Source organism: Burkholderia sp. B10, from assembly GCF_004368385.1.
Classification (GTDB): Bacteria; Pseudomonadota; Gammaproteobacteria; order Burkholderiales; family Burkholderiaceae; genus Burkholderia; species Burkholderia vietnamiensis.
Genome location: NZ_PQMX01000044.1, coordinates 17,000 through 41,046, shown reverse-complemented (window position 1 = coordinate 41,046; position 24,047 = coordinate 17,000). Strand labels below are relative to the sequence as shown.

Here is a 24,047-nt window from a genome sequence, read left to right as displayed (position 1 = left end):
CCGGACGCTACACGGCAAGCGTCAGGTCGCGAGCTTCGCTTTCAACCGATCGCGGATGGCCGGCCACTCGTCGTCGATGATGCTGAAGCGCACCGAGTTGCGCTTGCGCCCGTCGGGCATGATCCGCTCGTGACGCACGATCCCTTCCTGCTTCGCGCCGAGCCGCAGTATCGCGGCGCGTGACTTCTCGTTCAATTCGTCGGTCGTGAACTGCACGCGCACGCACTGCAGCGTGTCGAATGCGTAGGCGAGCAGCAGCCATTTCGCTTCGGTATTCGCGCGCGTGCGCTGCGCCGATGCGCTCAGCCACGTATGACCGATTTCGAGCTTGCGATTGTTGCGGTCGATCTTCCAGAAGCGCGTGCTGCCGATCACGCGGCCCGACGGCCGCTCGACGATCGCGAACGGCATCACCGTGCCGGCCGCGCGGCCTTGCAGCGCGGTGTCGAGATACGCGTCGACCGTGCGTTCGTCCGGCACGACCGTGACCTTCAAATTCCATAACTCCCCGTCCGCCGCCGCATCGAGCAGCGCCTGCCGGTCGGATAGCGCGAGTGGCCGCAGCACGATGTGCTCGCCGGTGAGCGTCGGTTGTGCGGGCAACGAAGAAGTGTCGGTCATCGCGGGTTCCGTCGAAGCGAGGCTGCATGCAGCGAAACGTCCATCATACGGCCGGCGCTACCCGCGCACTAACCCGGCAAGGCCGCGAGCCGGCTGCGGATCGCCGTCGCTTCGTCGCGCAATGCGTCGGTGAACGCATCGACCAGCAGGTTCTTCGGCCGATGCTCGGGCAGGATCACGCTGACGCGATACGCAAACGAACGCGTGAGCGGCCGCACATGCAGGTCGCGCCCGACGAAATCGAGCGCGGTCAGCGGATTGACGATCGCGGCACCGAGCCCCTGCCGCACGAACGCGCACACCGACACGGCCGACGGCGTCTCGACTACCGAACGCGGCGCGACGCCGAGCTGCGCGAATGCCTCGTCGATCAGGATCCGGTATGGGTCGTTCAGCGACAGGCTCACGAACGGGCGATCGGCGAGATCCGCCAGATCGATCGCCTGCTTGTCGAGCAGCGGATGGCCGTCGGGCAGCACGCAGACCTCGTCGACCTCGAGCAGCGGCGTGAGCACCGTGCCGGCCGGCGCGACGTCGTGCTCGGTCAAGCCGAGGTCGTAGCGCTGCGCGGTCAGCCACTCCTCGAGCACCGGCGACTCCTGCGTCGCGACCGACACGCTGACGCCCGCATGCGCGTCGTGAAAACGCCGGCACGCGCCCGGCAGAATCGCATGCGCGAACGCCGGCAGCGCGATCACCGACAGCTGGCCGTCGCGAAACTCGCGCAACCGCGCGGCCGTCGCCGCGACGCGCTCGAGCCCCACATACGCGAGCCGCACGTCGTCGAACAGCGTGAGCGCGGCCATCGTCGGCCGCAGCCGGCCGTGCGAGCGCTCGAACAGCGCGAAGCCGACCGCCTGCTCCATCCGCGCGAGCTCGCGGCTGATCGTCGGCTGCGACGTATAAAGCATTTCGGCCGCGCGCGTGGTGCTGCCGGTGACCATCAGCGCGCGGAAGACCTCGATGTGCCGGTGTGTCAGCATGGCCACCAATATATCAGGAATGAATCGAATACATATAAACAGGCATTTTACTGTATAGATGATCCGGCGCATCATTGCGGCTATCCGTTCATTCGACCGATCCACCGCCATGTCCCTCGATTCCCGCCAGCTCGCGACGCTCGCGCAGCAATACGGCACCCCGCTGTGGGTGTACGACGCCGACGTCATTCGCGAACGCATCGCTCAACTGCGCCAGTTCGACGTGATCCGCTATGCGCAGAAGGCGAACTCGAACCTGCATATCCTGAAGCTGATGCGCGAAGAAGGCGCGTGCGTCGACGCCGTGTCGCTCGGCGAAATCGAGCGCAGCCTCGCGGCCGGCTTCAGCCCGGCCGGCGAGCCGGAAGGCGTCGTGTTCACCGCCGACCTGATCGATCGTCCGACGCTCGCGGCCGTGCTGAAGCACGGCGTGACGGTGAACGCCGGGTCGCTCGACATGCTCGCGCGCGTCGGCGAGCATGCGCCCGGCCATCGCGTGTGGCTGCGCGTGAACCCCGGCTTCGGCCACGGCCACAGCAACAAGACCAACACCGGCGGCCCGCAGAGCAAGCACGGCATCTGGATCGACGACGTGCCGCGCGCGATCGAGATCGTGCGCCGCTACGGGCTGAAACTGGTCGGCATCCACATGCATATCGGTTCGGGCGTCGACTACGGCCACCTGTCGCAGGTGTGCGACGCGATGGTCGATCTCGTCACGTCGCTCGGCCACGACATCGACGCCATTTCGGCGGGCGGCGGGTTGTCGATTCCGTATCGCGACGGCGAGCCGCGCGTCGACGTCGGTCACTACTTCAACCAGTGGGATGCCGCGCGCAAGCGGATCGAACGGCATCTCGGCCACGCGGTGCGCATCGAGATCGAACCGGGCCGCTTCCTCGTCGCCGAGGCCGGCACGCTCGTCACCGAAGTGCAGGCCGTGAACCGCCGGCCGCAGCACGACTTCGTGCTGATCGACGCGGGTTTCAACGACCTGATGCGTCCGTCGATGTACGGCAGCTACCACGCGGTGTCGGTGCACGCGCCGGACGGCACGCTGCCGGCCGGCCGCCCGCTCGTCGACATCGCGATCGCCGGCCCGTTGTGCGAGTCCGGCGACGTGTTCACGCAGGACGCGGGCGGCGTGGTCACGCACCGCAAGCTCCCGCAGCCGCAGATCGGCGATCTGCTGTTCCTGCACGATGCGGGCGCATACGGCGCGTCGATGTCGTCGAACTACAACAGCCGGCCGCTCGCACCGGAAGTGCTCGTCGATCGCGGCACGCCGCGGCTGATCCGCCGCCGGCAGACGATCGGCGAACTGCTCGCGCTCGAGACCTTCGAGTAACGCGCGCCGCCCAAATCCGCACCCGCGCCCGCGCCGCGTTCGGCGAGCCGAACGCCAACGGCCGCGCAATGCCGCTACCGGCATGCGCGGCCGTTTCGTTGTCAGGCGATTGCGCTCGCGGCGATCGTTGAACGTCGTCGCCTGACCCGCCGCCGCGCAGTCACGCGTCAGCCCGCGCGCTGCACCGGCGCCATCTTCGAGAAGTACTTCGCGCCGGCCACGCAGCCGACCACGACCGCCGTCACGACGAGCATCGACGGCGGCACCGTCTCGTGCAGCAGCCCGGCGGCGAGCAGGAAGCCGAAGAACGGCTGCAGCAATTGCAGCTGGCCGACGCCCGCGATCCCGCCGAGCGCGAGGCCGCGATACCAGAACACGAAGCCGATCAGCATGCTGAACAGCGACACGTACGCGAGCCCCCACAGCGCGGCGGCGTCGACGCCGTCGAACGTCGCGGGCCACGTGAACGCGGCGAGCGGCAGCATCACCGGCAGCGACAACACGAGCGCCCACGAGATCACCTGCCAGCCGCCGAGCTGACGCGACAGGCGTGCGCCTTCCGCATAGCCGAGCCCGCACGCGACGATCGCCGCGAGCATCAGCGCATCGCCGACCACCGACGCGCTGCCGCCGTTGCGCAGCGCGAACGCGGCCACCGCGCCGCTGCCGACCAGCGAGAAGATCCAGAACGGCAGCCGCGGCCGCTCGCCGCCGCGCCACACGCCGAACAGCGCGGTCGCGAGCGGCAGCAGCCCGACGAACACGATCGCGTGCGCGGACGTCACGTGCTTGAGCGCCAGCGCCGTCAGCAGCGGAAAGCCGACCACGACGCCGAGCGCGACCACGGCGAGCGAGGCGGTCTCGGCGCGCGTCGGCCGCTTCTGCTTCGACGCGACGAGCAGGATCAGCCCGAGCACGCCGGCGATCGTCGCGCGCGCGAACGTGAGGAACAGCGGATCCAGCCCCTGCACCGCGACGCGCGTGGCGGGCAGCGAGCCGCTGAAGATGATCACGCCCAGCAGGCCGCTGAGCCATCCGTCGGTGGTCTTTTGCACGGGAAATCCTGATCGTCGAATGGAGATCACCGATGATCCGCCGCGCGCGAAAAGCGCGTAAGCTACAGCCCAATACAATTCCGCCAAACTGTACTGAACAACCGTCCGTACAGTTCTTTTCAGCCATGAGCCGTGCCGTGCCGATTCCCGTGTTGCCCACTGCGCCCGCACCATCGCGCACCCGCGTGGAAACCGTGATGGACACCTTGCGCGCGCGGATCGCGAGCCGCGCGCTGATGCCCGGTGCGCGCGTGCCGTCGATCCGGATGATGGCCGACGCGCTGGGCGTGTCGAAATCGACCGTCGTCGATGCGTACGAGCGGCTCGCGAGCGAGGGCGTGCTCGTCGCGCGGCGCGGCTCGGGCTTCTACGTGGCGGGCCATGCGCCGCCGCTCGCGCTCGCGGAGCTCGGCCCGCGGCTCGATCGCGAGCTCGATCCGCTGTGGTTGTCGCGCCAGGCGCTCGAGGCGGCGCCGGGCTCGGTGAAGCCCGGCTGCGGCTGGCTGCCGTCGTCGTGGCTGCCGGACGAGAGTCTGCGCCGCGCACTGCGCGCGGTGTCGCGCGACGAACCCGATGCGCTGACCGACTATGCGACGCCGCTCGGGCTGCCCGCGCTGCGTCAGCAGCTTGCGTGGCGCCTCGCCCAGCACGGCATCCACGCGGAGCCCGCGCAGATCATGCTGACCGACGGCGGCACGCACGCACTCGATCTGGTGTGCCGGCTGCTGCTCGAGCCGGGCGACACGGTCGTGCTCGACGATCCGTGCTACTTCAACTTCCAGGCGCTGCTGCGCGCGCATCGTGCGCGCATCGTCAGCGTGCCGTACACGCCGAACGGCCCCGATCTCGCGCGCTTCGAACAGGCGCTCGTCGAACACCGGCCGCGCCTGTACATCACCAACGCCGCGCTGCACAACCCGACTGGCGCAACGCTCGCGCCGCCCGTTGCGCATCGGCTGCTGACGCTGGCGGCGGAGCACGGGCTGCTGATCGTCGAGGACGATATCTTCGCGGACTTCGAGAGCACGCCCGCACCGCGATTGGCGGCGTTCGACGGATTGTCGCGCGTGGTGTCGATCGGCAGCTTCTCGAAGACGCTGTCGGCCGCGATCCGCTGCGGCTATGTCGCCGCGCGCCCCGAATGGATCGACGCGCTGGTCGACCTGAGGCTCGCGACGTCGTTCGGCAACGCGCAGATCGGCGCGAACGTCGTGCATCGGCTGCTGGTGGACGGCACGTACCGGCGGCATCTCGACGGCCTGCGCGCGCAGCTGGCCGATGCGATGGGCGAAACGATCCGGCGGCTCGCACGCGCGGGGCTCCGGATCTGGACGGAGCCGCGCGGCGGTCTGTTCATATGGGCGGCGCTGCCGGACGGGCTCGATGCGGCGCGCGTCGCGCGCCATGCGCTCGACCATGACGTGGTGCTCGCGCCCGGCGACGTGTTCAGCGCGTCGCGCAGCGCGACGTCGTTCATGCGCTTCAACGTGTCGCGCTGCAAGGGGCCGGCGGTATTCGATGCGCTCGCGCGCGCCATGGACGCGGCACGGCGCGCGGAACACGGCGGGTCCACGCTGGCCGGCGAACGATGACGCTCGCCGGCGTCGCGGCGCATGTCGGGGCGAACCAGCGCCCCGACGCCGACCTTCACACTTCGGCCGCGTGCGCCCTCGCCCGCACCTCGGCGAACGTCGCATCGACGAGCATCCGCCCGGTGTCGAACACCGTCTCGAGCGCATCGTCCCACTCGCCTTCGAGCGCGCGATCGTCCCATGCGACCGGCAGCGCCACCGTCCGGTATTCGCCCGTGTGCCGATTGCGCAGCAACGTGAGCCGCCCCTGCTTCGAGCGCTTGCCCGAATCGGTGACGGGATCCTTGCTGACGTCGTGCCAAACGTCGCCGCGCCGGATCGCCGAGCATTTCATCGCGAAGCGTTGCGTGTCGCGATCGACCCGCTGCAGCAGCGCGCCGCCCATTCCGAACACGACGTTGCCGGCCGCGTAGCCGGCGTCGTCGAGTGCGGCGAGGATCGCCTCGATCGACTGCTCGTCGACGCCGTCGCCCTGGATCACGCGCACGTGGTCGAGCACGCGCCGCCCCTTGCCGTTCACGTTCGAGCCGAACGACGCGTCGAGCGCGCGCACCGTCTGCAGCACGATCGTCACCGGGTCGCCGGAGTCGGGCCGCACGACGAGCGTCGCGCCCGAATCGAGCACCGCCTGACGCAGCGGGCCGCCCCACATGTCGAGCGCGGCGAACAGATCGTAGGAATCCGACACGACCGACACGATCGCACCAGGCAGGCCGAAGCGCTCGATCATGTTCCGGTACGCATCGGCCTCGTGCTCGCGGCCCCACGACGTGATCGTGCTGTGCTCGGCCGCCGGCACCGAGTACGCGGCCATCGGCTCGCGATAGAAGCGGTTCGCGGCGAGCACGCCGAGCACGGTATCCGAGCCCATGAAGCTCACCAGGTGCGCGGCGCCGCCGAGCGCGGCCGACTCGGCGCTCGACACGCCGCGCGCGCCGAAGTCGTGCAGCTTGAACGGCAACTGCGCGAGATCGTCGTCGGTTTTCTCGAGGAAGCGGCGGATCGTCTGCCGCAGATGCCAGCTGCGCGTCGCGACCGTCACCGGATACCAGATGCGCAGCAGCATCGTCTCCAGATACGACGCGAGCCAGAACACCTTCGGATCGTCGCATTCGACGGTCATCAGCACGTTGTGCACGGGCACGATCGAGCCTTCCGGCACCGCGCGGATCTTCACCGGCAGGAAGCCGTCGTAGCGCTCGACGATATGGCGCCAGCCGTCCTCGTTGAACGGCAGCCCGTGCACCGCGAAGAAATCGCGCGCCTCGTCGATCATCGCGTGCGTGACGGGCCGGCACAGATACTCCTTCAGCAGCATCTGCAGGCCGAAGAACAACGTGCGGTCGTAGCGGCCGCCGCGCGATTCGACGTAGGAGAACATCGCCTGCGCGTCGGGCGGATATTGCAGGAAGTGGGAAACCTTGTACGAATCCGTGTTGAGGATCGGATTGGCGAGAACTGCGGCAAAGCCGCCGGAACGATCTTGCATGGCTAGAGCTCCTCTAGGCCGTTGAAGTGCCGCCGCGTCTGTCGCGGCGGACCGGTATCCGGGGAATCAGCGGATCACAGCTTCCCCAGGAAGTGATACGCGATGTCGAAGTGATCCTCGAACATCACGTTGCGCATCTGCGCGAATTCGTTGAGCGGCACCCAGCGCGCCTTGTCGGCGTCGTCGCTGCCCTTCACGCGCGGCAGCTCGCCGGTCGGAAAATTGAACAGGCACGCGTGCGTGATCGTGCGGCCGCGCAGCGAGCGCGTCGGATGATCGAAGACCTGACGATCCTTGATCGAGCCGCGCAGCACGGGCTCCGGCAGCTTCAGGCCGGTCTCCTCGCGCAGCTCGCGGATGCACGCCGCATCGAGCCGCTCGTCCTGGTTCACGAAGCCGCCCGGCAGCGCCCACAGCCCGCGGCCCGGCTCGCTGCGCCGGCGCACCAGCAGGATATGGCCCGAGTGCACGACCACCGCGTCGACCGTCACGAACGTGACCGGATACGGCGCGGCCGACCACGCCTTGCGATACGCGGCGATGAACTCGGCCTCGGCCTTCAGCTGCGCGAATTCAGGCTGCGTGCGGAAGCGCTCGAGCCAGCCGAACACGGGCTCCGGCACCGCCCATTGCACGAAGCTGTTGGTGCGTTCCGCGAAATAGTGGTCGCGGATGTCGGTCGCGGAAATGTCTTCGGACGCATCGGCGTCGACGAACTCCCATTGCGGGAACATCCGCAGGTAATACGACGTCGGGTCCTTCTCGTGGCCGATGATCCCCACCTTGCGCTGCGCGACGTCGCCGAGCGCGCTTGCCACGGCGTCCTGCACCCAGCGCACCCAGTCGCCGTCGTTGTACGTCGAATCCTGCACCGCTGCGATCGTCACGCGCTCGCGTTCGGACGCGTCGAGCAACGACGCGAGCATCTGGCGACGCTCGTCGAACGAGAACGGATCCTTGACGGTGCGGGGCTTGTCGGTCGAACCGATCAGCACGCATACGCGCTCGGCGCGGCTCAATGCCGACTTCAGCACGTTCAGGTGGCCACGATGCGGAGGCTGGAAACGACCAATGAAAACGAGCGCGTCGAAGCGCCGGTTCTGTTGCGTACTCATGAGGCTCCCTCAAGAGATTGAAACGCTTCGGGTCTGTCCCGAAGGCATGGACGCAATCGTAGGAGAATTCGCCGCGAAAATCAATCGAGCGCGCGCTCGACTCGAGCGCAATGCGGCGCGACGGCGGCTTCGTCCGATCCGCACCGCTTGCCGTTGACGCGGCCCGCGGCGGCACCCACGTTGCCGCGCCGAGCACGCGTGCGCGCCGCGCATTCGGTCATTGCCTCGCCGCGCGCAGCCGCTATAATCGCGCCACATTCCGACTGCTTGAGCAGGCCGTCGGCGCGACGGGGATGCGACGCGCCGGATGCCCATCTCGACGACAACAATGACAAACCGAACCGTTCGACGCCTTCGTTCGTCCACGCGCGCCGTTGCGCGCCTGCTCGCGTGCATGCCGCTGCTGGCTGCGCCGCTCGTGGCTGGCGCGGCCCGCGCCGCCGGCCCCGACGCGCCGCCGCCGTCCGCCCGCTACATCGTCGTCGACACCGGCCATACGCCGGCCCATCCGGGCGCGACCGGCGCGAGCGGCCGCGTCGAATACCGCTACAACCTGGATCTGTCCACCGCCGTCGCCGACACGCTCGTCGCCCACGGCGACCGCGTGCTGCGCACGTCGGCCGACGGCCGCGAGATCGCGCTCGACCAGCGCTCGACGCAGGCGCCCGATGCGAACCTGTTCGTGTCGATCCATCACGATTCGATGCAGCAGCAGTTCATCGACGCGGGGCGGCAGCGCGAATTCCACGGGTTCGCGGTGTTCGTGTCGGAGCGCAATCCGCACTACGCGGAAAGCCTGCGCTGCGCGAAGTCGATCGCCGAGCACTTGCTCGCGGCCGGCGAACGGCCATCGCTGTATCACGCGCAGCCGATCAAGGGCGAGAACCGGCCGCTGATCGATCCGCAGCTCGGCATCCACCGCTTCGACGATCTGGTCGTGCTGCGCACCGCGCCGATTCCGGCCGTGCTCGTCGAAGCCGGCGTGATCGTCAATCCCGACGAGGAAAAGCGCCTCGCGCAGCGCGACACGATCCAGCGTTTGGGCGCGGCGATCGCCGGCGGCATCGACGCATGTACGGCGGCCCGCTGAAGACGCGGCCGCCCGCTTTCAACGGTTTTACCCAGTGAGGAGCACTACGATGAAGAAGAAGAATCTTCTCGCATCCTGCGCGCTGTTCGCGCTCGCCGTGCCGTTCGCGGCGCACGCGGCCGGTTGCGGGAAACCGCGCAGCGCGTTCGACCAGGTGTATTGCAGCAGCAACGAGTTTTCGCAGCTCGATCGCGAACTCAACGACGAATACGGCCGCCTGCGCAAGCAGTTGAGCGGCGACCAGCAAGCGAAGCTGAAGTCCGGCCAGCTCGCGTGGATGAAGCAGCGCGACGACCGCTGCAGCGAAACGCGCGACGACGGCTACCTCGTGAACCTGCAATGCGCGATCGACGCAACGCAATCGCGGCTGACGTTCCTGCGCGAACGTGAACGCGAGTGCACGAGCACCGGCTGCGTCACGGCCAAGCTCGGCGACTGAGCGTTGCCCCGGTTCCGCGCCGTGCCACGCCTCGGTCGCGGCGCGGGACCGTCATCGCGCCGCGCTCACAGAAACCAGCGATACTCGCGCGCGCCGATCTCGTTGCGAAAATCCAGCTCTTCCTGCCGCTTGTTCTCGCAGTACACCATCACGAATTCGCTGCCGAGCCCATCGCGCACGGCCGCATGATCCTGCATCGCGGCGACCGCCGACAGCATCTCCTTCGGGAAGTCGATGCCGCTGCCGCGATCGTCGTTGAGCGGCGCGATCGGTTCGAGCCGCGCGTCGAGCCCGTGCTCGATGCCGGTGAGAATCGCCGCGAGCACCAGATACGGATTCGCGTCGGCACTCGCGAGCCGATGCTCGATGCGCAGATTGCGCGCATCGGACTCCGGAATCCGCAGGCACGCGTCGCGATCCTCGAAGCCCCAGCTCGCGCGGCTCGCCGCGTTCACCATCGACCCGTAGCGGCGAAACGCGTTGTGATTCGGTGCGAACACCGGCATGCAATGCGGCAGCAGCGCGAGACAGCCGGCCACCGCGTGCCGCAGCGGCCGCTGATCGTCGGCCGCGAGCACGTTGCGGCCAGCTTCGTCGTAGAGGCTCACGTGCACGTGCATCCCGCTGCCGGGCGCATGCAGGTACGGCTTGCCCATGAAGCTCGCGCGATAGCCGTGCCGCAACGCGACGCCGCGCGTGCTGCGACAGAACAGCGCCGACCAGTCGGCCGCACGCAGCGCGTCGTCGCTGTGGCCGAAATTGATCTCGAACTGGCCGGGCCCGAGCTCCGCGGTGATCACGGTCGCGTCGACGCCCTGCTCGCGCGCCGCTTCCACCATCTCGTGCAGCACGTCGGAGAAACGCGACAGACGCTCGATGTGCATGTTCGGCTGATCGTCGGCGTCGTCGCTCAGGCGGTCGCGCGGATACTGCGGCATGCCGTCGGCGAGCTGTGCGGCGAACAGGTAGAACTCCAGCTCGAACGCGACGACCGGCCGGATGCCGCGCGCCGCGAATCGTCGCAGCACGCGCGCGAGCACCTCGCGCGGCTCGAACTCGATCGGCGCGTCGGTGCCGTCCGAGCTGATCAGCATCTGCGCGAGCGGCTGCCGCTCCCAGCGCACCGGCTTCAGCGTGCCGGGAATCAGCCGGCGCGGCGCGTCCGGGTCGCCGTCGTTGAAGCAGTAGTCGCCGATCTTGTAGAGCCCGCCCTGCGTGCCGAGCAGCACGCAGTTCTGCGGCAGCTTCAGCAGCGAGCCGGTCGCGACCTTCTCGAGCGCATCGATCGGATAGCGCTTGCCGTAGAAATGGCCCGGCAGGTCGAGGCAGATCAGGTCGACATAACGGATCTCGGGATACGCGTGCCGAAATGCGCGGACTTCATCGACCAGCGCGGGAACGACGTCAGCCATGTCTCAATCCTTTCCATGTATGCGGCGCCGCGGCGCGGCGAACCGCTTCATCGGCATGCGGCACGTCGCATGCAGCCGTCAATCGGTACTGCGTAACGGGCAACCGCCATGCGGCAGGACCTGCCGGCCGCATGCAATCGCTCAGGTGAACACCCAGATCACGCGCGCCGGCACGTCGCCCAGGTTCGCGTAGCGGAACCGCTTGTGCGCGGGCAGCTGGAACGCGTCGTTCGGGCCGAGCGTGACGGGCGTGTCGTCGCCGTCCAGCCAGATCGTCAGCTCGCCTTCGAGCACGAAGCCGCCCTGCTCGTCGCTGTCGTCCACCGGGCGCTCGCCGCTGTTCGCGCCGGGCGCCAGATGGCTTTCGAGAACCGAGAAGCGCGAACGCATGTTCGGCGAGACGAGGATGTCGGTGATGCCGGCCGCGTAATACACGGTGCGGCGTTCGTCGGGCCGCGTGACCCACGGCACGCTACGCGGCTTGCTGAGGCTGTAGAAGTACGTGGTCGGCACGCCGAGCGCCTCGCCGATCGCGGTGAGATCGGCGACGGTCGGACGCGACAGCCCGCGTTCGACCTGCGACAGAAAACCGACCGAGCGGCCGATCCGCTCCGCGAGATCGTTGAGCGTGACCTTGCGATGCTTGCGCAGATCGCGGATCAGGATCGCCAGACTTTCTATTTCTTCCTGTTCGTTCATCGTGAGTTCCGGTGCGTCAGACGGTATCGCGCAAACGGTACCAGGCCTTGCCGAGCGCTTCGAGCGGCGCGGCGAAGCGCTCGCCGCCGGGGAAGCGCGGGTTGCGGATGCGCTGATACTGGGCGAGCAGACGATCGTCGCCGAGCACGGCGTCCGCGACCGCGCGGGCGCCCGCGAGCGTCGGCAGCACGCCGTGCCCGGAGAAGCCCTGCAGCCAGAAACGCTGACCGTGGCGGCCGATGTCGGGCGTGCGCCGCATGCTGATGTCGATATGGCCGCCCCACGCGTAGTCGAGCCGCACGCCCGCCAACTGCGGGAACACGCGCTCGAGACGCGGGCGCGTGGCGGCCGCGATGTCCGCGGGAATGCCGCCGAGATAGGTGCAGCCGCCGCCGAACAGCAGACGGTTATCCGGGCTCAGGCGGAAGTAGTCGGGCACGAACTGGTTGTCGATCACGCAGCTGTCGTGCGGCAGCAGCGAGCGTGCGAGCGCCGGCGCGAGCGGCGCGGTCGCCACCTGATACGTGCCGACCGGCAACAGCCGACGCGACAGCGCCGGATCGAGCCGGTCGACATAGGCATTGCACGCGAGCACCAGCACGTCGGCGCGCACTTCGCCGCGCGCGGTGCGGGCGATATGGCCGTCGGGCGTCTCGCGGCAGTCGAGCACGCGGCTTTGCTCGTAGATGCGCGCGCCTGCGCGTTCGATCGTCTGCGCGAGGCCGAGCGCGAGCTTGAGCGGATTCAGGTGGCCCGCTTCCGGATCGTGCAGCGCCGCGAGATAGCGTGCGCTGCCGATCCATGCGGGCATCTCGTCCTTGCCGATCACGCGCAAGCGGTCGTAGCCCCAGCGCTCGGCGGCCTCGTCGCGCGCCTGCGCGAGCAGCGCGACGCGCCGCGGCCGCACCGCGGCCCACAGGCTGCCGGGCCGGTAATCGATGTCGAAACCGTGCCGCACCGGCAGTTCGCGCACTTCGGCGGCGGCCCAGCGCATGCTGTCCCAGAGCAGGCGCGCACCATCGCGGCCGAGCGCATCCTCGAGTGGCTGCATGTCGCACGACCAGCCGAGCAGCGCCTGCCCGCCGTTGCGCCCCGACGCGGCCCATCCGACCCGGCTCGCTTCGAGCACGACGACGCGCCTGCCGGCGAGCGCGAGGCGCAATGCCGTATGCAGGCCGCTGAAGCCGGCGCCGACGACCAGCACGTCGGCGTCGATACGCTCGTCCAGTTCAGGACGCTGCGGGATCGGTGCCGGGTGGGCAGCGGCGTAGTAGCTGGCGACGTGACGGTCGGATTGCACGAACATGCGGGTTTTCGTGAAATTTTTGCAGGTGAATTTCATGAAAAATTAGCACGCCGATTTCATGCGGGCAAGGGGGCGAGCGTGGGGAGGTAAGTCGGTCCGTGTACCGTCCGACGAACCAAATGTCGCCGATTTAGGGCTCTGGTGGCCGAATCGGACATTCGGCAACATTGAGGGACATTCGGCTGGCAGCGCGCGGTGCGCACCAGGCGACCCGTGATATACATCCGAACGCCCGTCGCGAGGGCTTCCCAGCGCGCAACCACCGCCTCGACTGGAGCGCGTCTGATTTAATCAGCACAACGCGGCACGCCGCGTTCGCTGGCTGCAATTAAAGTCCACCCACTCTTGCGCGCACGGCGCGAAAGTTCGCCCGATGATGCCGCCGTGGATGCACCACTTTGCGGCGCCTCAGGCTCGCACACTTCGCAACCGACATGCGATGCAACCGGCGTTATCGACACCGGCAGTAATCCCCGCCATCGAATCGCGTCTGTACGCACACCAAGAAACTCCTGCCGATGTCGAGAGAATTACAACTGTGAGCCACCCCACTGATCCGGATGACTTTCCTCGAGACTGTCGAAGGCGCCATTGGCTGGTACCGCCCGAACAACGTCCAGGTGTCGACATCGCTTCCGCGCGGTTAGGCCGCCACGTAACGATCGGCGCGGGTTCCGTACTACCGGGATGCGAGATTGGCGAAGGTGCCTCCGTCGAGGCCATGTCCCGCGTGACTCAATCTCCTGCGCCTTGGGGTACACATGACGGCGTGCCTGCCCTGCTCATCAAGAAAAGCCGTCGCAGCACCTCCCGACAATGGAGACCGAATTGATCGACTGGCAAGAACGAAGCCGATCGTAAATCCACGACGGCGTCCCCTTTTGCCCGGTTTCGACAATGCAATTCAACCCTCGGATGCCGGGACTCCATCTGCCGACCGGTTCACACCCGTCGGCGCTTTTTCTTAAACGGGCGGCGGCAAGTGCCAACGCCCGCACGGAAAAGTAAAAACATGACGCAATCGAAAACCAAAGCGAAATGCTCGCGCTCGAGTATCTGAAGCTGACCGTCACGACCGTGATTCATCCTCTGGTATCGTTGATGACCTCCAAGGCAGAATACCGTCGATATTCTCGAGGCTGGGGCGTACCGCGGCCTTCCGTGCCGCAATCCGTCTGTTTGCGTCGCAACGGAATGCCGGAGGCGGCGCGATCGAAGCAGGCAAGCCATGCGATCGTTGAACGAGTCCGCCGCTGGCACGGGCGTTATGCGGTAGTGACACTTGGCGGGCGTCACATGAGACGGTGTATTCAACGTACGCGCCCACGTCGCAGCGCCGGAATGGCCCGCCAGCTATCGGAATCGACGACGAAACTTCAACCCTGCACTAAGCAGTCCGCTGTAGGCAACCCTGTGAAACGGAACCGAGTTGCATGTATTCGATCTTGCCGGCGTTTGTGTCCGCCCTCTTTCTCGGATTTGGTGTCTATGTATGGCTGACCGAGGGCGTGACCCGACGATCGACGCCCTTCGTGCTGATGTGCATGACCACCTTCGTCTGGCAGGGGACGTGGGCCTTTCTGTTTCAGACCAGCCAGCCGGACGTTGCCCGCGTGCTGGCCAAGGTCGGCTATCTGTTCATCATGTTCCTGCCGACGACGTTCTATCACTTTGTAACGGCAACCGTTGCCCGGCGAAACGAACGCCCGCTGCTGCTGGCGTCATATGCCATCAGCGCGGTGCTGGCGGTACTGCTGCTCACCGGCAACGAGGTCGTCGACGGCGTTCGTCAATTTGCTTTCGGAGATTATCCCCGCGCCGGGCGTCTGCATCCCGTGCACGTCGTGCAAACGATCGTCCTCGCCGGTCGCAGCGGCTGGCTCCTGGTCACCGCGCGCCGTCGGGCGGCTCGCGGCCGGGACGAGCGCAAGCTCCTCGATCTCTGCCTGCTGAGCCTCGGGCTGTATTCGCTCGCGGCCATCGACTACGCCGTGAATTACGGCTACCCGTTTTATCCGCCGGGCGTCGTCTTCATCGCGCTCAGCCTCGGCATCCTCGCTGTGACGATCGTTCGCTATCGGCTGATGCGGCCGTTCCTGGTCGCGGCGACGGTAGCGCATGAAGTGACCACCCCGCTTGCGACGATCGGCATGTATGTGGCAGAAATCGACCGAGCGCTGCCGGCCCTGCTACGTGGATATCAGCTCGCCGTGACGCATCGGCTCGTGGATGGCGATTTGGACACCGAGCAGCTCGAGCGACTTCCGGCGCTGCCCGCTGCGATACGCCACCAGGTCGACAGCACGCATGCGATGGTCAAAATGTCGCTGGCGATGTTTACGCTGGACAGCGTCGATCGCCAAAGCTTCTCGACTCATTCGATCGGGCGCTGCATCGACGTTGCGCTCGATTGCTATCCTTTTTCCGCCGGGGAACGCGAGCGTGTCGACGTCGCGCCGATCGACCCGCGGCTGCAGTACTTCGGGTCCGATTCGCTGATGCTTTTCGTCGTGTTCAACCTGCTGAAAAACGCGCTGCACGCAACGACGGGCGGCACAACGGGCAGGATCGAGATCCTCGCCGAGCGAGACGACGGTTCTTGCGTGCTCCAGATTCGAGATACCGGTACCGGCATCGACGCCAATGTTCTGCCTCACATCTTCGATCCGTTCTATTCCACGAAGTCGCACGGCCGCGGCGCTGGCCTTGGGCTGGCGTATTGCCGTCGAGTCTGCGAGATGTTCGGCGGTCAGATTTCGTGCGAGTCGGTGCCGGGCGTCATGACGACCTTCACGATTCGCTTGCCTGAGGCCGGGTCACCTGCGTCGCGCAGGTGACCGGCGTGCCGATACGGCGCCCGCCCGGCACTGGCGCGCCGGGCGGGACGACACAGCTTAGCTTTCGAGCGACGGCAGGTTCAGTTCATATTCCTTGACCCGCTCGATGATGCCGGCCGGGAAGCGGCGGATCCGCTTGTCGGTTCCCGCGAAGAGGATCTGCTGGTATCCCAGCGAAACCGTGCGTTCGTCGACGCAGAAGCGGAACACCAGATAGGCCGAGCACTGCCGCACCTGCAGCGTATTGAGGTAGCAATCGACGCGCTGAAACGGGAACGTCTCCTGGACGTACTCCTGGTGCGCACGTTTCGTGACGAACGTGCCGCCGGAAGCCAGCAGATTGTTGTGAATGCACTCGTGGAACCAGCGCTCACGACATACGCCCTGCCACTCGAAATAGCGTGCGAAATACGTGTTCATGAATGCATTGGAATCTTTCAGATAAATGTCGATCACGTGATGGAACGTCTTGTGAGGCGCAGCCGTGTTTAATTCCGACGACAGCAGCTCCGGGTTATTGAGCAGGATTTGAGGGATTGCGTTTCGCGTCAACATGGATTTTTTTCCAGAAGAACGACTGCAAGCGGCAGCAACGCACGCCTTCGGCATGAGGGCGTGTCCCATTTTGGATTTGCCCTATTTTTGTTGGTCGTACCCGGACAAAATGGGCTGCAGTTGCCGGTCGCCTTTGAGATGTCCGATAATCTGACGCTGGTGCGCGGCGCCATATCCCGATGCGGGATGGCTCGCTCGTTTAATTCACGTTTCTCGGATCAGCTATGCGTCGCTTTGTCAGGCAGCCGGTGTTCTATCCCGTGTCCACGGTATTTGTCGACGATCATCCGGGCTTCCTCGACGCGCTACGTGGAACCTATCGGAACGGGCCTCTGAACCGCTTTTTCAGCTCACCGCGCGAAGCATTGAACTTCCTGACATCGCAACACCGTCGCGGCACGCCCGAGCGGCTATCGGGATCGCAATTTTCCGATTTTGAAAAGCGCAGCTTCAATGCCTTGGGGCTCGATGCGCTGACCGACGTGACGCGATTCGACGAAGTGGCCGCCGTCGTTGCCGACTACGAGATGGACGAAATGAACGGCGTCGAGGTTTTCGCGGCCTTGGCCGACATGCCGTGTACGAAGATCTTGCTGACGGGCGTGGCGACGGAGCGGGAAGCCGTTGAGGCGTTCAACGCCGGCGTCATCGACCTGTACGTGAAGAAGTCCGCGCCGGACATGACGGAGAAGCTGACCCGCGCGCTGACGGAGGCGAAGGCACGCCACTGTGCCGAGCGAGGAATGATCAGCGCCAACGACGTCGGATCCACGTACTGCGACGCGAGAGCGCTGGCGGTGATGCAGACCATCGTCGAGCGGGAACGGATCGTGGAATATTACTGGCGTCTCGATCAGAACGCCGTGCTGATGTTCGACGCCAGTGGTCAGCCGAGTGTTTTTCTCGTGTGGGACGCCGACGAATGGGCATTCCAGTGCGGCATCGTGGCAGATGAAGGCGACATTTCCCCACTGCGCCGGGAAATGGAAGCCCGTCGCATCATGCCGTTGTATTGGCCATTTCAGGCCTACCGCGCGGGCATGATGGGGGTTCCGTCAATCCGGCCGCTGCCCGTTCCCGGATGGGATGGCGCGTTCTACGGCTGGAGTCGACTCGAGTCTGCGGTGCTCGAGCCGAACATGTCGACGTACGCACGCTGGCGCAAGGCGCAGATGAACAGCGATCACCGCCCTGACTCTTTTGCGATTTAGTTTCAACGCGCCAGCCTGGCGTAAGCACGGCTGGTACTTTTAGACACCGGTTTTGAAGAAGCAATCGATCGAATCGCGCCGAATGCGCATCTTCATACGAACGACTACTCACGACACCGGCAATTTATTGGTGGCCCTCGGAATAGGGACGACGATTAAAACAAAATATTAATGGAATTGAAACTGACACTTTTGACAGGGTCGTTGCGATTCCTTGGCGGACAAAGGGGTTGTTCAGCTTCGCCGGCGGCGGATCATAAAGGCCGCCGTTGATTTCGGGGATGCGGCCATTTTCTTGGACTGATTTACGTCGTTAGGCCGAGCAACCGGCCGCCACCGATGCCACCCTTCGTTATCGGCGCAGGAACTCGAGCACCATCCGGTTGAAGCGCTCCGCGTGCTCCCATTGCGCCCAGTGCCCGCAGCGCCCGAACACGTGCAGATCGGCGTTCGGCATATTCCAGACGAGCCGCAGCCCGACATCCATCGGCACGAACCGGTCGTCGCGGCCCCAAATCACGAGCGCGGGCGCCTTGATCTCGCTCAGCCGGTGACCGTAATCCGGAAACTGCTTCGGATTGGCCGTCAGACTTTTCACGAAATTCTCCAGATGATCGCGCCGTCCGAGCATGTTCTCGAGCCGCGTCTGCATCAGCTCTTCCGTCATCGTGCTCGCATCGTAGACGAACACGTTGAGCATCTTCTTCAGGTTCTCGAGCGTCGGGTCGCGATACAGCGCTTGAAGCAGCTTGATGCCTTCGGTCGGCATCGGCACGAACTGGCTCGGACCGCCCGTGCCGCCGCCCATCAGCACCAGCTTGCCGACCCGCTCGGGATACGACAGCGCGAAGGCCACCGCGCTATGCCCGCCCATCGAGTTGCCGACGAGATGCGCGCGCCCGATGCCGAGCGTATCCAGCACGCCCGCCAGCACGCGCGCGTTGAGGTCGGAGCGCGAGCCCGTACAGACGATCGAATCGCTCTTGCCCCAGCCGGGGCAGTCGACGAGGATCACGCGATAACCCGCGTTCGCGAATGCGTCCACGTTGCGATGGAAGTTCGCCCAGCCGGTCGCGCCCGGCCCCGAGCCGTGCAGCAGAACGAGCGCTTCGTTGCCGGTGCCCGTGTCGTTGTAGTGCACGCGCAGTTCCGTGCCGTCTTCCACCACGTTCACGTACTTGCTGGTCGCGCTTTCGGTATGAATCACAGTGTCAGTCATGTCGATGTCCTTCGTCAGATCGATTCGGTTCCAAGGGTGTGCGAGCCGTTGACCGACTCGCGCGGAGATTTCGCGACTGCGGTGAGCGCACCGAGCGCCGCGATGACGATGAGCGGAATGCTCGAGATCACGAGCAGCGACGCGCTCTGGCCCAACGCCAGCAGTTGCCCGGCGATCAGCGGGCCGATCATCGAACCCATGCGGCCGACGGCCACCGCTGCGCCGACGCCCGTGCCCCGCACCCGCGTCGGATACGTCGCGCCGGCGAGCGCATACAGCACCGACTGCGTGCCGACGAGAAACAGGCCGGCCAGCAGGCCGCCCCATGCCATCGACACGCTCCCCGTCGCACCGGCGAGCGCCAGCAACGCAAGCGCGATGCCGGCATACATGCCGACCACGACCGGCCGCTTGCCGATGCGATCCGACAGCCCCGCGATCACGATCGCGCCGATGCCGCCGCCGATGTTGAACATCATCTGCACGACGCTCGCCTGGACCGGCGTGAGGCCGCGCGAGAGCACCATCGACGGCAGCCAGTTCATCAGGAAATACAGCACGATCAGCGTCCCCAGGTAGCTGATCCACAGGGCGATGGTCGTCCCCGCGCGTCCGTCGCTGAAGAGCGCGCGCACGATGCCGTCCTTCGACGCGCGGCTCGCACCCTGGCTCGCCGCGGCGAATTGCGTCGACTCCTTCAAGCACAGCGCCAGCAGCGGCAAGGTCAGCAGCGGCCCGATCCCGCCGACATAGAAGATCTGCCGCCAGCCCTCGGCGCCCGGGCTGACGATGCCGATCACGGCCGCGAGCGCCGCGCCGAAAGGCATGCCGCAGTACATTGCGCCGACCGCCGTGCTGCGCTGTCGGGGCGGCGCTGCCTCCGCGCACAACGCGATCAGGTTCGGCATCGCCGCGCCGAGGCCGAGGCCCGTGAGAAAGCGCGCGACGAGCAGGCTCTGCAGATCCCACACCTGGGTCGTTGCAATCGAAAATATCCCGAACAGCGCGACGGACATCATCAGCACGCGCTTGCGGCCGATGCGATCGGCGAGCCTGCCGCCAAGCGCCGCGCCCGGCAACAAGCCGAGCGCGCCGATACCGAATGCCCAGCCGAGTTGCGCCACCGCGAGATGAAACTCGCGTGCCATGCGCGGCGCAGCGATGCCCGTGGATTGCAGATCGAGCCCTTCGAGGAGCGCGACCGCGAGGCACAGGCCGATGGTGATGGCGCCGCCGACGCGCGGGGGGGAAGCCGTTGACGTGTTCATTGTTGTCTCCAGGTTGAACGATGCAGCGCTCTTCGTGGCGCCTGGCATATCGGATGGTTCAGGCGCGTGCTTCGCGCTTCTTCAGATCGAGCGCGACGTCGACGATCATGTCTTCCTGACCGCCCACCATGCGTCGCTTGCCCAGTTCGACGAGAATGTCGACGGCTTTCAGGCCGTATTTCTTCGCCGCGATTTCGGCATGCCGCAGAAAGCTCGAATACACCCCCGCATAGCCGAGCGCGAGCGTTTCGCGGTCGACCCGCACCGGCCGGTCCTGCAACGGGCGCACGATGTCGTCGGCCGCGTCGAGCAGCCGATAGAGATCGGTGCCGTGGTGCCAGCCAAGGCGCTCGGCCGCCGCGATGAACACTTCGAGCGGCGCGTTGCCCGCTCCCGCGCCCATGCCCGCCAGGCTCGCATCGATGCGATCGCAACCTTCCTCGACCGCCGCGATCGAGTTGGCGACGCCGAGGCTCAGGTTGTGATGGGCATGCATGCCCGTCTGGGTCTCCGGGCGAAGCGCTGCCTTGAGCGCCCGGAAGCGCGCGCGGATGTCGTGCATGTTCATCGCGCCGCCGGAATCCACCACGTACACGCAGGTCGCGCCATAGCTTTCCATCTTCTTCGCTTCGATCGCGAGATGGTCGGGCGTCGTCATGTGACTCATCATCAGGAAGCCGACGGTATCCATGCCGAGGCTGCGTGCGTATTCGATGTGCTGCTTCGAAATGTCCGCTTCCGTGCAATGGGTTGCGACACGGACGACACGCGCACCCGCGTCGTACGCGGCCTTCAGGTCATGAATCGTGCCGATGCCGGGCAACAGCAGCGTCGCGATTTGCGCGTGCTTCACCACCTCGGCTACCGCCTCGATCCATTCCAGATCGCTGTGCGCGCCAAAGCCATAGTTGAAGCTCGAACCCTGCAGGCCATCGCCGTGTGCGACCTCGATGCTGTCGACCTTCGCCTCGTCGAGCGCGCGGGCGATGTCCTGCACGTTCTGAATCGAATACTGATGACGGATCGCGTGCATGCCGTCGCGCAGCGTCACATCGGAAATGTAGAGTTTCTTGTCCATGATCGAGTGCTCCTTGCGTCAGGCGTTCACGAGCGACGCGGCCATGCGCTCGGCCGTTGCCAGCGCGGCGGACGTCATGATGTCGAGATTGCCGGCGTAGGCCGGCAGATAATGCGCCGCGCCTTCCACTTCGACGAAGATCGAAGTCTTGAGTCCGCTGAAACGGCCGAGTCCGGGGATATGCAACGGCGCAGCGGCGGGGATGTCGTCGAACTGCACGGACTGTTTCAGCCGATAGCCGGGCACATAGGCCTGGACCGCAGCGGCCATCTCGCTGACCGACGCTTCGATCAGCGCGCGGTCCGCCGCTTCGGACAGCAGATACACCGTGTCGCGCATCATGAGCGGCGGCTCGGCCGGATTGAGCACGATGATCGCCTTGCCCTTGCCGGCACCGCCGACCGCTTCGAGCGCCTTCGACGTCGTCTCCGTGAACTCGTCGATGTTGGCGCGCGTGCCCGGCCCTGCCGACTTGCTGCTGATCGACGCGACGATCTCCGCGTAATGCACCTTTGCGACGCGCGACACCGCGGCGACCATCGGGATCGTCGCCTGCCCGCCGCAGGTGACCATGTTCACGTTCGGCGCATCGAGATGCGCGTCGAGATTCACCACCGGCACGCAGTACGGGCCGATGGCAGCGGGCGTCAGGTCGATCATCCGAATGCCGGGCTTGAGCGCGCGCAGGAACGCGTCGTTCTTCACATGTGCGCCGGCCGACGTCGCATCGAACACGAAGTCGATCTCGTCGAACACGGGCAGGCGCGCGAGCCCTTCCACGCCTTCATGCGTCGTCGCCACGCCGAGCCTCGCGGCGCGCGCGAGGCCGTCCGAGGCCGGATCGATGCCGACCGTCGCGGCGATTTCGAGGTGCTTGCCGCTGCGCATGATCTTGATCATGAGGTCGGTGCCGATGTTGCCGGAGCCGATGATCGCGGCCTTGCACCGGGTGTTGTCTGTTGCCATGGGAATGTCTCCGTCCGTCATTCGGTGAAAGTGGCGCGCACGCTGCCGAGCCCGTCGATGTGCGCCGCATAGGTGCCGGCCGCCTTCACTGCGACCATCGGGCCAAGCGCGCCCGTCAGCACGACGTCGCCCGCACGCAGCGGCGTGCCGAGTCGGACCATCCGGTCCGCGAGCCACGCGGCCGCATTCAGCGGATTGCCGAGGCACGCAGCGCCGTTGCCGCGCGACAGGACTTCGCCGTCCTGCGCGAGCGTCATCGCGCACGCGGTCAGATCGATGTCGCGCAGCAGGACCGGCCGGCTGCCGAGCACGAACAGCGCGCTCGATGCGTTGTCCGCGACGGTGTCGAAAAAGCGGATGTCCCAGTCGCGGATGCGACTGTCGACGACCTCGATCGCGGCCACGGCATACGCGGTCGCGGAGATGAGGTCCGCGAACGTGTGTTTTTCTGCGGTCAGGTCGCGTTCGAGCACGAGCGCGATCTCCGCTTCGACCTTCGGCTGGATCAACGACGCAAGCGGCATCGGCTCGCCGTCGCCGTACGCCATCGACGCGAACAACGCACCGAAGTCCGGCTGATCGACGCCGAGCTGCTTCTGCACCGCAGGCGAAGTCAGGCCGATCTTCCTGCCGACGACACGCTCGCCGTTGGTCTTGCGCAAGTCGTTGTTGATCTGCTGGATCGCATAGGCGAGCGTCGCGTCGCCTCCCGGACACGTATCGCGCAGCGGTGCGATCGTCCGGCCCGACGCCTGTGCTTCACGCAGGCGCGCGGCCATCGAAGCAATGCTGTTGTCATCCGACATGGTTCTATCTCCTGGAAAGGGTCCGCTCTCGCGCGTGCATCGCGCCGAAACCCGCGATCCATTCGGGAATCGCGCGGTAGTAATCGATCGACGCCGCGTACGGGCCGCTCGCCGCAAGTGCGCCGAATGCGGCGACCCACGTGCGGATCTCGTGCGCGGACTTGCCCGCATCGCGCGTGATCGCTTCGTTCGTGAGGCCATCGGCGGCGGTGAGGTCACCGCGTTCGAGCAATTCGAGGAACCTGCGATCCCATGCGGGATTGAGCGGATGCAGGCGGCTGTCGCCCGCTGCGAACGCCCTGGCCGCCGCGACGGTGCTGGATTGCCGCGCATCGCGCGACGCGGGCGACGGGTTGCGGCCCGCGATCAACCGTTCCGCGACGACGTCGTCCGCGCCGGCGATTTCCGGCACGGGCGGCTCATGCGAGATGCCGCCCGAGCCGATCACCAACACGCGCCGGTTCATGCGCGCGACGGCACGGCCGATCGCGTCGCCCAGCAGGCGCGCGCGGCGGCACGACGCCATCGGCGGCGCAACCGAGTTGATGAAGACGGGTACCACCGGAAAGCGGTCGATGCGGCCCGTGAGTACCTCGAGCGCCTGGGCGCAGCCGTGATCGACCTGCATCCGATACGACACGGCGACGTCGATATCGCTCGCGAGCGCCGCATCGGCGAGCGCGAGCGCCGCATCGCGCGCGACGGGCAACGGGCCGGCCGCGCTGCCGAAATCGCCGACGGCCGTCGCGCTTGCGCCGATGCAGAACTGCGGCATCACGTCGTAAAAGAAGCCGTTGTAGTGATCCGGCGCGAACACGATCACCAGCTCCGGATCGAACGCGTCGACCCGCTCGCGCGCCGCGCGCTGCACGCGCTCGACTTCCGAGACGACTGCCGGCGCGGGATCGAAATAGCCGTGCAGCGGCGTGTGCGACATGCATTCGAGATGGATCGGCAT

21 protein-coding genes are annotated in these 24,047 nt (G+C 66.4%); 6 read left to right on the top strand and 15 right to left on the bottom strand.

Annotated elements, in window-relative coordinates; genetic code table 11:
- Positions 1–21: 21 nt before the first annotated feature.
- Together C3Y15_RS21070 and C3Y15_RS21065 are read right to left on the bottom strand one after the other, a co-directional pair.
- The gene (locus C3Y15_RS21070; protein ID WP_014725423.1) at positions 22–621 is read right to left on the bottom strand and encodes a GNAT family protein; all 600 of its coding nucleotides are present in this window, start codon (positions 619–621) and stop codon (positions 22–24) included.
- A 68-nt stretch (positions 622–689) separates the two neighbouring features.
- Complete coding sequence (locus tag C3Y15_RS21065) at positions 690–1,604, bottom strand: LysR family transcriptional regulator (protein WP_041494217.1); 915 nt, start codon at positions 1,602–1,604, stop codon at positions 690–692.
- 109 nt (positions 1,605–1,713) lie between these two features.
- Between C3Y15_RS21065 and lysA the strand changes: the two genes are divergently transcribed.
- Entirely contained in the window at positions 1,714–2,952 is a 1,239-nt protein-coding gene (lysA, locus tag C3Y15_RS21060) for a diaminopimelate decarboxylase (protein ID WP_046423731.1), read from the top strand.
- A gap of 167 nt (positions 2,953–3,119) precedes the next feature.
- On the opposite strand, the gene C3Y15_RS21055 is transcribed toward lysA, so the two are convergent.
- Complete coding sequence (locus tag C3Y15_RS21055) at positions 3,120–4,007, bottom strand: DMT family transporter (RefSeq protein WP_034194546.1); 888 nt, start codon at positions 4,005–4,007, stop codon at positions 3,120–3,122.
- Positions 4,008–4,132: 125 nt separating this feature from the next.
- Here C3Y15_RS21055 and C3Y15_RS21050 point away from each other — a divergent pair, with 125 nt between their 5' ends.
- Entirely contained in the window at positions 4,133–5,599 is a 1,467-nt protein-coding gene (locus C3Y15_RS21050) for a PLP-dependent aminotransferase family protein (RefSeq protein ID WP_045577800.1), read from the top strand.
- A 55-nt stretch (positions 5,600–5,654) separates the two neighbouring features.
- Here C3Y15_RS21050 and C3Y15_RS21045 read toward each other — a convergent pair whose 3' ends face one another.
- Both C3Y15_RS21045 and C3Y15_RS21040 read right to left on the bottom strand, forming a co-directional pair.
- The gene (locus C3Y15_RS21045) at positions 5,655–7,088 is read right to left on the bottom strand and encodes a nicotinate phosphoribosyltransferase (RefSeq protein WP_069246444.1); all 1,434 of its coding nucleotides are present in this window, start codon (positions 7,086–7,088) and stop codon (positions 5,655–5,657) included.
- Between the two features lie 74 nt (positions 7,089–7,162).
- Positions 7,163–8,203, bottom strand: coding sequence for a bifunctional nicotinamide-nucleotide adenylyltransferase/Nudix hydroxylase (locus tag C3Y15_RS21040; protein ID WP_059463035.1), 1,041 nt, complete (start codon positions 8,201–8,203; stop codon positions 7,163–7,165).
- 328 nt (positions 8,204–8,531) lie between these two features.
- On the opposite strand from C3Y15_RS21040, the gene C3Y15_RS21035 reads away from it, so the two are divergent.
- Complete coding sequence (locus tag C3Y15_RS21035; RefSeq protein WP_059463034.1) at positions 8,532–9,293, top strand: N-acetylmuramoyl-L-alanine amidase; 762 nt, start codon at positions 8,532–8,534, stop codon at positions 9,291–9,293.
- Between the two features lie 49 nt (positions 9,294–9,342).
- The gene (locus tag C3Y15_RS21030) at positions 9,343–9,732 is read left to right on the top strand and encodes a lysozyme inhibitor LprI family protein (RefSeq protein WP_011882640.1); all 390 of its coding nucleotides are present in this window, start codon (positions 9,343–9,345) and stop codon (positions 9,730–9,732) included.
- Between the two features lie 65 nt (positions 9,733–9,797).
- On the opposite strand, the gene C3Y15_RS21025 is transcribed toward C3Y15_RS21030, so the two are convergent.
- From C3Y15_RS21025 to C3Y15_RS21015, 3 genes are all read right to left on the bottom strand, one after another.
- The gene (locus C3Y15_RS21025; RefSeq protein WP_011882641.1) at positions 9,798–11,144 is read right to left on the bottom strand and encodes a glutamine synthetase family protein; all 1,347 of its coding nucleotides are present in this window, start codon (positions 11,142–11,144) and stop codon (positions 9,798–9,800) included.
- A 141-nt stretch (positions 11,145–11,285) separates the two neighbouring features.
- The gene (locus tag C3Y15_RS21020; protein ID WP_011882642.1) at positions 11,286–11,843 is read right to left on the bottom strand and encodes an XRE family transcriptional regulator; all 558 of its coding nucleotides are present in this window, start codon (positions 11,841–11,843) and stop codon (positions 11,286–11,288) included.
- A 16-nt stretch (positions 11,844–11,859) separates the two neighbouring features.
- Complete coding sequence (locus C3Y15_RS21015; protein ID WP_069246443.1) at positions 11,860–13,149, bottom strand: FAD-binding oxidoreductase; 1,290 nt, start codon at positions 13,147–13,149, stop codon at positions 11,860–11,862.
- A gap of 1,433 nt (positions 13,150–14,582) precedes the next feature.
- Here C3Y15_RS21015 and C3Y15_RS21005 point away from each other — a divergent pair.
- Complete coding sequence (locus C3Y15_RS21005) at positions 14,583–15,986, top strand: sensor histidine kinase (RefSeq protein ID WP_059463032.1); 1,404 nt, start codon at positions 14,583–14,585, stop codon at positions 15,984–15,986.
- Between the two features lie 57 nt (positions 15,987–16,043).
- Here C3Y15_RS21005 and C3Y15_RS21000 read toward each other — a convergent pair whose 3' ends face one another.
- The gene (locus C3Y15_RS21000) at positions 16,044–16,541 is read right to left on the bottom strand and encodes a thioesterase family protein (protein WP_011882645.1); all 498 of its coding nucleotides are present in this window, start codon (positions 16,539–16,541) and stop codon (positions 16,044–16,046) included.
- A 224-nt stretch (positions 16,542–16,765) separates the two neighbouring features.
- Here C3Y15_RS21000 and C3Y15_RS20995 point away from each other — a divergent pair, with 224 nt between their 5' ends.
- Entirely contained in the window at positions 16,766–17,752 is a 987-nt protein-coding gene (locus C3Y15_RS20995; protein ID WP_011882646.1) for a response regulator, read from the top strand.
- 352 nt (positions 17,753–18,104) lie between these two features.
- Here the strand turns inward: C3Y15_RS20995 and C3Y15_RS20990 are convergent, their stop codons facing one another.
- The 6 genes from C3Y15_RS20990 to C3Y15_RS20965 are packed head-to-tail and all read right to left on the bottom strand — an operon-like array spanning position 18,105 to position 24,047.
- A complete protein-coding gene (locus C3Y15_RS20990; RefSeq protein WP_011882647.1) occupies positions 18,105–18,971 on the bottom strand; it encodes an alpha/beta fold hydrolase in 867 nt (288 codons plus the stop codon).
- 14 nt (positions 18,972–18,985) lie between these two features.
- Positions 18,986–20,239 carry a 3-(3-hydroxy-phenyl)propionate transporter MhpT gene (mhpT, locus tag C3Y15_RS20985; RefSeq protein ID WP_059562552.1) on the bottom strand — a complete coding sequence of 418 codons (1,254 nt, stop codon included), beginning with the start codon at positions 20,237–20,239 and terminating at the stop codon, positions 18,986–18,988.
- Between the two features lie 58 nt (positions 20,240–20,297).
- Positions 20,298–21,320 (bottom strand): 4-hydroxy-2-oxovalerate aldolase, encoded by a 1,023-nt coding sequence (gene dmpG, locus C3Y15_RS20980; protein ID WP_311732205.1) that lies wholly within the window; start codon positions 21,318–21,320, stop codon positions 20,298–20,300.
- Positions 21,321–21,335: 15 nt separating this feature from the next.
- Positions 21,336–22,283, bottom strand: a complete 948-nt coding sequence (locus C3Y15_RS20975) for an acetaldehyde dehydrogenase (acetylating) (RefSeq protein WP_069240388.1) — start codon at positions 22,281–22,283, stop codon at positions 21,336–21,338.
- A 17-nt stretch (positions 22,284–22,300) separates the two neighbouring features.
- Positions 22,301–23,089, bottom strand: a complete 789-nt coding sequence (gene mhpD / locus C3Y15_RS20970; RefSeq protein WP_011882651.1) for a 2-keto-4-pentenoate hydratase — start codon at positions 23,087–23,089, stop codon at positions 22,301–22,303.
- 4 nt (positions 23,090–23,093) lie between these two features.
- Positions 23,094–24,047: a 3-carboxyethylcatechol 2,3-dioxygenase gene (locus C3Y15_RS20965; RefSeq protein WP_069240389.1), complete on the bottom strand. Its 954-nt coding sequence runs from the start codon at positions 24,045–24,047 to the stop codon at positions 23,094–23,096.

Excerpts from the sequence above, each read along its gene's own strand:
- C3Y15_RS21070 (WP_014725423.1), bottom strand. The coding sequence starts at position 621 with ATGACCGACACTTCTTCGTTGCCCGCACAACCGACGCTCACCGGCGAG.
- C3Y15_RS21065 (WP_041494217.1), bottom strand. The coding sequence starts at position 1,604 with ATGCTGACACACCGGCACATCGAGGTCTTCCGCGCGCTGATGGTCACC.
- lysA (WP_046423731.1), top strand. The coding sequence starts at position 1,714 with ATGTCCCTCGATTCCCGCCAGCTCGCGACGCTCGCGCAGCAATACGGC.
- C3Y15_RS21050 (WP_045577800.1), top strand. The coding sequence starts at position 4,133 with ATGAGCCGTGCCGTGCCGATTCCCGTGTTGCCCACTGCGCCCGCACCA.
- C3Y15_RS21045 (WP_069246444.1), bottom strand. The coding sequence starts at position 7,088 with ATGCAAGATCGTTCCGGCGGCTTTGCCGCAGTTCTCGCCAATCCGATC.
- C3Y15_RS21040 (WP_059463035.1), bottom strand. The coding sequence starts at position 8,203 with ATGAGTACGCAACAGAACCGGCGCTTCGACGCGCTCGTTTTCATTGGT.
- C3Y15_RS21035 (WP_059463034.1), top strand. The coding sequence starts at position 8,532 with ATGACAAACCGAACCGTTCGACGCCTTCGTTCGTCCACGCGCGCCGTT.
- C3Y15_RS21030 (WP_011882640.1), top strand. The coding sequence starts at position 9,343 with ATGAAGAAGAAGAATCTTCTCGCATCCTGCGCGCTGTTCGCGCTCGCC.
- C3Y15_RS21025 (WP_011882641.1), bottom strand. The coding sequence starts at position 11,144 with ATGGCTGACGTCGTTCCCGCGCTGGTCGATGAAGTCCGCGCATTTCGG.
- C3Y15_RS21020 (WP_011882642.1), bottom strand. The coding sequence starts at position 11,843 with ATGAACGAACAGGAAGAAATAGAAAGTCTGGCGATCCTGATCCGCGAT.
- C3Y15_RS21015 (WP_069246443.1), bottom strand. The coding sequence starts at position 13,149 with ATGTTCGTGCAATCCGACCGTCACGTCGCCAGCTACTACGCCGCTGCC.
- C3Y15_RS21005 (WP_059463032.1), top strand. The coding sequence starts at position 14,583 with ATGTATTCGATCTTGCCGGCGTTTGTGTCCGCCCTCTTTCTCGGATTT.
- C3Y15_RS21000 (WP_011882645.1), bottom strand. The coding sequence starts at position 16,541 with ATGTTGACGCGAAACGCAATCCCTCAAATCCTGCTCAATAACCCGGAG.
- C3Y15_RS20995 (WP_011882646.1), top strand. The coding sequence starts at position 16,766 with ATGCGTCGCTTTGTCAGGCAGCCGGTGTTCTATCCCGTGTCCACGGTA.
- C3Y15_RS20990 (WP_011882647.1), bottom strand. The coding sequence starts at position 18,971 with ATGACTGACACTGTGATTCATACCGAAAGCGCGACCAGCAAGTACGTG.
- mhpT (WP_059562552.1), bottom strand. The coding sequence starts at position 20,239 with ATGAACACGTCAACGGCTTCCCCCCCGCGCGTCGGCGGCGCCATCACC.
- C3Y15_RS20975 (WP_069240388.1), bottom strand. The coding sequence starts at position 22,283 with ATGGCAACAGACAACACCCGGTGCAAGGCCGCGATCATCGGCTCCGGC.
- mhpD (WP_011882651.1), bottom strand. The coding sequence starts at position 23,089 with ATGTCGGATGACAACAGCATTGCTTCGATGGCCGCGCGCCTGCGTGAA.
- C3Y15_RS20965 (WP_069240389.1), bottom strand. The coding sequence starts at position 24,047 with ATGCCGATCCATCTCGAATGCATGTCGCACACGCCGCTGCACGGCTAT.